Source organism: Sphingobacterium arenae (assembly GCF_014692505.1).
Taxonomy (GTDB): Bacteria; Bacteroidota; Bacteroidia; order Sphingobacteriales; family Sphingobacteriaceae; genus Sphingobacterium; species Sphingobacterium arenae.
The window spans coordinates 1-1,095 of record NZ_JACNYK010000016.1; the positions used below are offsets into that span (position 1 = coordinate 1).

The following is a 1,095-nucleotide window of genomic DNA, read 5'->3' on the forward strand; positions in this document are numbered from 1 at the left end:
TCTACCAGTCCACAGCTTCGGTAACAGTCTTGATGCCCGTTTATTATCCACGCCCGGCCGCTCGACTAGTGAGCTGTTACGCACTCTTTAAATGAATGGCTGCTTCCAAGCCAACATCCTAGCTGTCTGGGCAACCGGACCTCGTTAGATCAACTTAGACTGTATTTGGGGACCTTAGCCGGTGGTCTGGGTTCTTTCCCTCTCGGCCCCGGACCTTAGCACCCGGAGCCTCACTGCCGTACACATTTAACGGCATTCGGAGTTCGTCTGGATTTGGTAGGATTTGACTCCCCCGCACCCAATCGGTAGCTCTACCTCCGTTAAATTTATTACGACGCTGTTCCTAAAAACATTTCGGGGAGTACGAGCTATTTCCCGGTTTGATTGGCCTTTCACCCCTACCCTCAGGTCATCCGGAAACTTTTCAACGTTTATCGGTTCGGTCCTCCATTGCGTGTTACCGCAACTTCAACCTGCCCAAGGGTAGATCACCAGGTTTCGCGTCTGCCCCGCCCGACTCCGCGCCCTATTAGGACTCGCTTTCGCTCCGGCTACCCCGCTGAACGGGTTAACCTTGCCGGACAGGAGCAACTCGTAGGCTCATTATGCAAAAGGCACGCCGTCACGGAAAAAATCCGCTCCGACCGATCGTAGGCACACGGTTTCAGGTTCTGTTTCACTCCCCTGTTCGGGGTTCTTTTCACCTTTCCCTCACGGTACTGGTACACTATCGGTCTCCCAGGAGTATTTAGCCTTGGCGGATGGTGCCGCCGGATTCACGCAGGATTTCTCCGGTCCCGCGCTACTCAGGATACTGTTAGGCCATCGTTGCTTACGTGTACGGGGCTGTCACCCGATACCGCCCGGCTTCCCAGCCGGTTCCACTTTACGAAGATGTAACCACAACACAGTCCTACAACCCCGACCATGCCGTAACATGGACGGTTTGGGCTTCTCCGCGTTCGCTCGCCACTACTTGCGGAATCACTCTTGTTTTCTCCTCCTACGCCTACTTAGATGTTTCAGTTCAGCGCGTTCGCCTACCGCTATGCGGTATGGCATGCCTTCAGCATGCCGGGTTGCCCCATTCGGAAA

Annotated in this window: 1 rRNA gene; it reads right to left on the bottom strand. The window is 54.7% G+C overall.

The features are described 5' to 3' along the window. A 23S ribosomal RNA gene (locus tag H8B17_RS20500) occupies positions 1–1,095 on the bottom strand; the annotation flags it as partial.